7 protein-coding genes are annotated in these 7,319 nt (G+C 55.4%); 4 read left to right on the top strand and 3 right to left on the bottom strand.

What is annotated here, in order from left to right; all coding sequences use genetic code 11:
* The first annotated feature begins 243 nt into the window (after window positions 1-243).
* Window positions 244-1,026 (top strand): class I SAM-dependent methyltransferase, encoded by a 783-nt coding sequence (locus BLX89_RS23535; protein WP_198935193.1) that lies wholly within the window; start codon window positions 244-246, stop codon window positions 1,024-1,026.
* Between the two features lie 55 nt (window positions 1,027-1,081).
* Here the strand turns inward: BLX89_RS23535 and BLX89_RS23530 are convergent, their stop codons facing one another.
* Entirely contained in the window at window positions 1,082-1,471 is a 390-nt protein-coding gene (locus BLX89_RS23530) for a VOC family protein (protein WP_075293368.1), read from the bottom strand.
* A gap of 364 nt (window positions 1,472-1,835) precedes the next feature.
* Here BLX89_RS23530 and BLX89_RS23525 point away from each other — a divergent pair, with 364 nt between their 5' ends.
* Together BLX89_RS23525 and BLX89_RS23515 are read left to right on the top strand one after the other, a co-directional pair.
* Window positions 1,836-2,384, top strand: a complete 549-nt coding sequence (locus BLX89_RS23525; RefSeq protein ID WP_158026002.1) for a PAS domain-containing protein — start codon at window positions 1,836-1,838, stop codon at window positions 2,382-2,384.
* 707 nt (window positions 2,385-3,091) lie between these two features.
* Window positions 3,092-4,480 carry a COG3904 family protein gene (locus BLX89_RS23515; RefSeq protein WP_245292923.1) on the top strand — a complete coding sequence of 463 codons (1,389 nt, stop codon included), beginning with the start codon at window positions 3,092-3,094 and terminating at the stop codon, window positions 4,478-4,480.
* Window positions 4,481-4,503: 23 nt separating this feature from the next.
* Here the strand turns inward: BLX89_RS23515 and BLX89_RS23510 are convergent, their stop codons facing one another.
* Together BLX89_RS23510 and BLX89_RS23505 are read right to left on the bottom strand one after the other, a co-directional pair.
* Window positions 4,504-5,733 (bottom strand): COG3904 family protein, encoded by a 1,230-nt coding sequence (locus BLX89_RS23510; protein WP_075293365.1) that lies wholly within the window; start codon window positions 5,731-5,733, stop codon window positions 4,504-4,506.
* The gene (locus BLX89_RS23505; RefSeq protein ID WP_245292922.1) at window positions 5,730-6,236 is read right to left on the bottom strand and encodes a hypothetical protein; all 507 of its coding nucleotides are present in this window, start codon (window positions 6,234-6,236) and stop codon (window positions 5,730-5,732) included. Before BLX89_RS23505 ends, BLX89_RS23510 begins: the two co-directional genes overlap by 4 nt.
* 340 nt (window positions 6,237-6,576) lie before the next feature.
* Between BLX89_RS23505 and BLX89_RS25270 the strand changes: the two genes are divergently transcribed.
* Window positions 6,577-6,816: a hypothetical protein gene (locus tag BLX89_RS25270; protein WP_245292921.1), complete on the top strand. Its 240-nt coding sequence runs from the start codon at window positions 6,577-6,579 to the stop codon at window positions 6,814-6,816.
* The last annotated feature ends 503 nt before the right edge of the window (window positions 6,817-7,319 follow it).

The raw sequence follows: 7,319 nt of genomic DNA, 5'->3' as shown, positions 1-7,319 counted from the left end.
AATCTTCGGGCCGTCCAGATTCTGCTCGGTCATACGAAGCTGGAAAGCACCGTTCGCTATCTCGGCGTCGAGGTGGATGACGCCCTCAGAATTACCGAGCAGATCGAGCTATAGGTTTAATGACCATCGGCAACAGCCGGTGGTCTCTCTCGCGCCAACACCGGACATTGCCGCGATGTAAAGGATAGCGATATGGTCGGAGCTTCCCGAGAGTTTACGGAGGTCCGACTTATGGAAGGTGACATGCAAAAAACTGATGTCGCGAAGCATTGGGACGAAAACGCAGACCAGTGGGCCCGAGACGTTCGAGCTGGCTTCGATGTCTATAGAGACAAGTTTACCTTCCCGGCTTTCCTTGATGCCCTACCCGCAATCAAAGGGCTCGACGTCATTGACTTCGGATGCGGAGAGGGGACCAATACTCGCGCCTTCGCTCGGATGGGCGCACGCGTCACTGGTATCGACCTTTCAGTCCGGATGATTGAGCATGCAAGGCGGACGGAGGAAGCCGATCCGCTTGGAATCCAGTACCAAGTGGCGTCGTATAGCGATCATAGTGGGATGCCAGACGCATCTTTCGATGCGGTCCTTTCGACTATGGCCCTGATGGATGGACCAGATTTCCCCGGCGCTATGCGGGAGGCGTATCGGCTTCTGCGACCAGGCGGCTTCATACTCTTCAGCGTCCTGCATCCCTGTTTCATCACGCCGGGGCTCGGGTGGGTAAAAGACGCTGAAGGTCGCACAACGGGACTCCAAGTAGCCCGCTATTTTGATAGATCGTCTTTTACAGAGCGTTGGCGTTTTGGAGATCGTCCCAAGGACGAAGACGTTCTCCCGTTCGCTGTTCCAAGATTTCCACGCACGATAAGCGACTACCTGAACGCAGTAGCCTCGGCAGGTTTTATGATAACGAACATCGCAGAGCCTCAACCATCTCACGCCGCTTGTGAAGCCATCCCTCGCTTCTCACGTTGGCGCGACCTTGGAGGCTTTCTCCTGCTGGTCACGGCGAGGCGAGCCTGATCCGGCCGGCACCGCGCTGACCGTCTTCGCTTAGCGCCAATAGCGGCCGTTGAGACTAATCCCAAGCCGCGTGTTGTAGGACGACTCTGTAGCCGTCTGGGTCTTCGAAGGTTTTACCATTTCGATCCCAGTAGGGATTAAACGCAGGAACGGGCGGAAACCCAGACGATACCATGCGGGCAACGGACTCGTTCCACTCCGTTTGATCGGGAATATAAAAGACGATCAAGTTGTCTTCAGTTGGGGCACGGCCGACTGGATGACCTGCCTTTTTCGTGAACTCAAAATGATACGGCACCCCACGCTGGCCGACCATTATACCGTCGAATCCATCGTGCCCTGTAAATTCGTATAATAATTCGAGCCCAAGTCCACCACAGTAAAATTGGCGAAGGGCATCCAAATTATCGCTTGGTCGCGCTACGCGGATTGTTGAAGCTTGCAAATCTTGGGCTCCCCGTATGTGTTTGATCCTAGCATTTACAGATCGTGGCAGGCTAATCGTCAAGGAGTTGATGACCGCAAAGGGCCGATTGCAGCCATTCCACCCTCTCGGCAAATGGAATCCCCTTCGATTAAATGACGGGAGCCCATGGATCAGATGGAGGTCTTTGCATGTTGGTACAGGTCCAGCAGAGACTATACCTATAGCTGAGAGAAGAATTTGTGCACATCCCGTAAGTTAGTGATATTCAAGATTTCGTACATCGCTAGTTTTGTACTTGGTCGTACATATGTCCCGCGTTGGCGATTTCTGCGGCTGGAGGCCTTAGGTCGCCAGCTATCTCAACGCATCAATGGGACTCAGGATGAAGAAAGAAACTCCGTCATTTCAAAAATATATCACTCCTATCGCACCGGTTGCTATTGGTATATATAGTTGGAAGGTGTCAGAAGATGTTGTGTTTGCTGACGAGTACGTTGCAGAGCTTTTCAACCTCAGTCCGGCCTTAGCAAAGAACGGCATGCCAATTGAGTGCTACATCAAAAGTATCCACCGGGACGACGTGGAAAGGGTGACAGCCGCCATCGCCAAGGCCGTCAGCACAGGCGAAGGATATAACACCGAATATCGGATTGTCTCACCGTCCGGCGATGTCAGACACGTGTTAGCGGTTGGCCAATGTTTTCTCGGCAGTGACGGGTGCGCTGTCGAATGGGCAGGTTCCATGTTTGCTCTGGATGTTGAGTCATCCGCGGAAGATAAAGCCAACCGAGTGGTAGATGCTTGTATAGAGGCGTACAAAGCGGCGGATCGTGCGAAAGCTACGTTCGTGAAATATCTCTTGTCGATGGTTCTTATTGAGCTTGGCCAAGCGGCAGTCGCTGAGTTGGAGGCGGATTCGACAGTCCATTAGTCGTTTGTTTTCAATGCGTTCTCCCGACGCCAGCGACAACATGCCATAATGGGTTTGCATGGATGCGATTTCACTTAAATTAGTCGGGTGATATTTTCTTAGGAGTGGTTATTTTCTGCCTTGCTAATGGGCGGAAAACCCTAGCGCGGCAAGGTTTCGACGCCACGAAACGTCGAGCCTTGCCATCTCATCAAAAAGTGGAATCGTTCATGGCCGCTATGCGCCAGAAGCGGTCACTCCATGTTGTCGATCAAGCGAAATATTTGCGGCGGTTTGTAGACTACCGTTTTCTTCAAGAAAATGAGAGAACGGCTACTGATAAGGTAAATCGATGATGCCTATACGATGCCATCGACGACGCGGCCGCCGAGGTGGCGGACGGTTTCGCGAAAGCGGGCCTCGAGTTCGAACCGACCAGTCTCGACTTTTTTACGTTCGCGACCCAGCAGGTTCTATTCGTGCGTCTGTGCGGTGGTGACCTGATACGCTGAGAGGTGGCGATCTCGAAATCGGGCAGCGTATCGTGAATAACGGTCAGCACATCATCGACCACTACTGGCAAAAGCCTGAGTAGAGGATCGGACCAATCAACCGAAACTTCACCGCAACGACGTGGGAAATAAGATAGGCAGAAGGAACAAGGTTCGAGGCGATCAGCCAGATAGGATCGAGGCGGATCAATGACGCGACCTTTCCGGGAGGGGCAGATGGTGAAACTTTACAGGTCATCGTGGCAGGTTTGTTTGCCGTGGATGGCCATCATCGGACTGGTATTCTTTCAGGCAGGCGCGGCCTCCGGTGCTGACATAAGGAAGTCCTCCAAAGAGACTTGTGTTCTTTCGCTTGAAGGGGAAATCGTCTCGGGTGACTTCTCTCGCTTGGTTGAAATCGCCGCCAAGGAATTTCTCGGTGTCGACGGCGAGAGTTCGGCGCGAGACACGATCTGTTTGAACAGCCCGGGAGGCAACGTCACCGAAGGCGTTAAACTCGCTGAATTCTTCTACAAGAACGGCGTTGGCACGGTCATCGACGAAGGCGCGGAATGCTACTCCATGTGCGCCATCATGTTCATGATGGGAATTGCACAGGGACCCGAGGTGACCTTCGTCAATCGTAAGCTCCACATCACCGGCAAGCTCGGGTTTCATCGCCCGTTCCTGGCTCTGAAGGAAGAAAGCCTGATCAGTACCAAAGCGCTGGCCGTCGCCCACGACGTTGCCTTGGAGGACATGAGCAAGATCATGCTGCTCGCCAACAATCTGGTCCCTTGGTCGAATTCGACGATGATGCGCCCTGACCTGATTCAGGAGATGCTGCGCCATATCGGCAACGATTTCTTCTACATCGATACCGTAGAGAAAGCCGGCCGCTTCGAAATCGAACTCATAGGCCTTTCTGAACAATCGGCACCACCCGAGGAACGTGCGTATTATGCATGCGAGAATTCCTTTCATTGGCAGGTGGGCCTGATGAAGGACCCCGTCGATGTGGGGAAATTCACGAAACCCGTCACGCAGGACGAATCTGTTGTCAAACTCCTGAAGACCGCAGATGGCACCGGATACTATTCTGTGACGAGTAGCGATGCCGGGTACTCCGAAGCGGGATGCGTGATCGCCGTCAAAGGAAACGGCCTGCAAGGTTGCGGTTACAACGGGATGTACAACGTCCTACTGGGTCAGGGAGCTTGCACTGTCGATAATTTCGCCGACCGGAGTTGGGGGATCAACCAACTTGCTTCATATCGCCCCGGCCTCACTCTCAAAGAGCTCGGCGGAGCGGCCACCAGTGAGGATGCCACATCCCCTCGGTCAATAATCGGTGCGAAAGCGTCCGCCACGTGCGCTGTCTTCAGTACAAGTGGCGAAAGGGAGATCGAACGCTGTGAAGCTACTCTGAACATCAATGTCATTGTAGATAGTCGGCGATCCGATCGTTACGAATTCGTATGGCCGACGGGCAACAAGACCATTTTTGCACGCGACGGCGACTTTTTCACGATAAACGGCAAGCCGTCAATTCCTTACGCCGACGACGGATATACGCTGTGCGCGCTGAACAGCGAGACACGGAACCGCTTCTGCTTCAAGCTGTAACAGCGCCACACCGTACTGGGTGCTCACCGAGGAGTGACCGCCTGCTCGGACTTGCGATAGGTTTCGAGTTGGTTCGCCACGTCGTCCAGCTTCGTGTGTGGCGGAACGAGGTCAATTGCGCGCATCATATCGTCAACCCAATCACCTGTCGAAAGCGCGATCGTCGTCGTGGATGAGGTGAAGTCCCAGAGGTCGCCCTTGCCCTTGAGCTCCGAGAACAGCTCTTCGATAGTCCCTGCTGGTTTGTAGAATGTCGTTGGCCCTGTTGTGCCTGGCGAGAATAAACACCATACGAAGCGATCACCGTCCTTCGTCTTGGCGATTGGCATGTAGGCGAGCCACGTGGAAACCGTGCCCTGCCCGATCGAGCGAACGCCGAACGCAATCGCGTCCTCACCGTTCTCCATCAGCTGAGAACTTTCGATGAATTCCTCGAGCGAAGACAACGCAATCTGGTAGCCGTCGGAACTGCTTCTACGTCCGAGGTGGTAGTAGCGGTTGACGCATCCGTTCAGGATCATGGAATGCGAAAATGGATATCCATCCCGGATTTGGTACGAAAAGTCGTTGTAAGTGATGCCGAGAACTCGGACTGCATCTACGTCGTCGGCCATATACATCTCGTCACGGCCTGGAGCGAGCAAGCGAGGCAACTCGGCTGGAACGAGATGGAGACGATCCGCGACTGCTACCAATCGCGCGATACCCAAAACCGCCGCCCTGTAGGCATCCTGTACGAGGGCTGCGTCGTAACTCCCCTCCGGAACGGAGAGATACGGCGCGTGAAATCCCAGTTTCGCGCCCTTCTCAATCGTGCGCGACGGCTTCTGATCGGGGAGAGGATCATCGTCGCCGACAGGGGTCGGGTCTTTCGGAAGATCGACGCCCCCCAGAAATGCGACGGCGCAGGCCGAGTAGCAGGCGTCCATCTCACGTACGACGGTGGCGAGACCGAGACGACGGAACGCCAAGGCGAGGTTTAGTCCCTCGTGGTAATCGCCGCCCGGACTATCCAGTGCGATGACGATCCGTCGCCAAGGGTCTTGTTGAACTGAGATGTTGGCTTCCGCCAATGCTTGCTTCACACGAGCACTGTCGGCCTCGACGATTTCGCCCTCGAGCCTGAATCGTGCCTCTGGACCGAACTGCCCGCTCGTAATCCCTTCGAACTTAACGTCGGCGGCATGGGAGCTTACCGGAGCCGTCAGCCCTAAGCATGCAAGTACGGTGGCGACGGAGAGGCGACGGATCATTCAGCGACACCAGGGCAAAGTTCCTGGAAGACGCTAAAAGCGGTCGGGTAGCCAGAGGCCGATGAACCGTCGAGTACTTCGCCCGACTTTACGCTGCGCACGACATAGTCAGCCATGATGTCAGTGGACCTCGACTTGCCCTCAAGGACATACCCCTCGCCGTAAACGTCGGTCCAAGTCCCCTTTTTGCAGTTCGCCGTTACCCGGTCGCCGACTTTTATCGATGCCATTGTCCGTTTGACGCAAGCCATCGAATAGTCCTGCTCGTATCCAACGCAGTACGCCTTGGCGTCCTTGAGCGTATGCTTGATCATGATGACGGCATTTGACGTACCGATCCCGGATTTGGCGACGGTCGTCACGTGCATGCCGGCACGCGAACCGTAGTAGATCGAGTGATCGTCCTGCGCCCGCGCGGGAATGATAGACAACGTTCCCGCTGCGCCTGCTGCGGCGATCAACAACATCACCCTGGACCTCGCCACCCCAATCAACGCCTGCATGCAACACCTCCATTAGCCCGCACGGGGCAGCTTCGATTTCAACGCGGACCATGCGTCCGAGACCTTCCTGCCCGCGGATGCGGCTTTCGATGGCTCCGACCCAAGCACCTTCAAAAGGTCCGCCAACTCCGCCGCGACGGAAAGGGGTGAACCTTGGCCGCATCCATGGCAGCCAGGCAGGTTCGTGCCTTGGCTGGCTTCGTCTCAGTTCCCGCAACTCCGCCTCCGGAAACCGGATGTCGTCGGGAAGGACGGAAGCTAGATTTACTACCCTCCCCTGTATGGTGGCAACAGCGTCAGGCTGATACACAAGTTCAAGGGCATTGGCTGTGAGCTCGCAGTGACGACCAGGAAGTCGGAGGAACTGGCTGAGGCCTTGGGACCCCTCCTGCAACCCGACATGATGGTTCGGCTAATGAAATCCATGGCGTTCGTCAATGTGCAGACACCCGCGATCAATCACCTTCTGGACTTCGACACGGTCAAGGACGATGTGTTAGCAAGCCTTCACGCCCTCGAGCGCTTGTGGGTGTTCTCGATGAATAAGAGCGTCAGAAAGCTGATCTTGGCGGCAATCTAAGCATCTACATTCCAGCGACAACCATTCCGGTCGCTCGCGCGTGCAATTACGGTGATGGTATCGGGCTGCGGGCGATCATAGGACTTGTGAGGGCACGAACACGGCCAACTCAAGCTCAAGCGGAGCGAGCGCCTGACGTCCGCTTAGGGCCGAGTAGCGACTAGATGTGCTACAATCGGTCTGCTACGGAGGCGACGCNTCGGACAGAAACGACCGCTGCAGCCAAAGAACGTTTGGTCGATCCGCGTTAGGCTCGAAATGAGCGGGGCGATCCGAGAACTGGCGCTATTCAACCTCGCCATCGACAGCAAGCTCCGGGCTTGCGACCTGGTCAAACTGAGAGTCGAAGACCTATGGTCGGGTAGTTCGATCCGGGATCGAGCCACCATCATCCAAAAGAAGACGAAGCGGCCCGTACAGTTTAAGGTCACAGAGCAGACCAAGATTGCGCTCGCGGCTGGCTTCCCTTCGTCCGTCGGAACGGCGGCAGCTAGCTGTTTCTA

Origin of the sequence: Pararhizobium arenae (assembly GCF_001931685.1) — a bacterium.
In the GTDB taxonomy this organism is placed as follows: domain Bacteria; phylum Pseudomonadota; class Alphaproteobacteria; order Rhizobiales; family Rhizobiaceae; genus Pararhizobium; species Pararhizobium arenae.
Note: the sequence above shows the minus strand (reverse complement) of the source record. Positions and strands in the feature narration are given on the sequence as shown.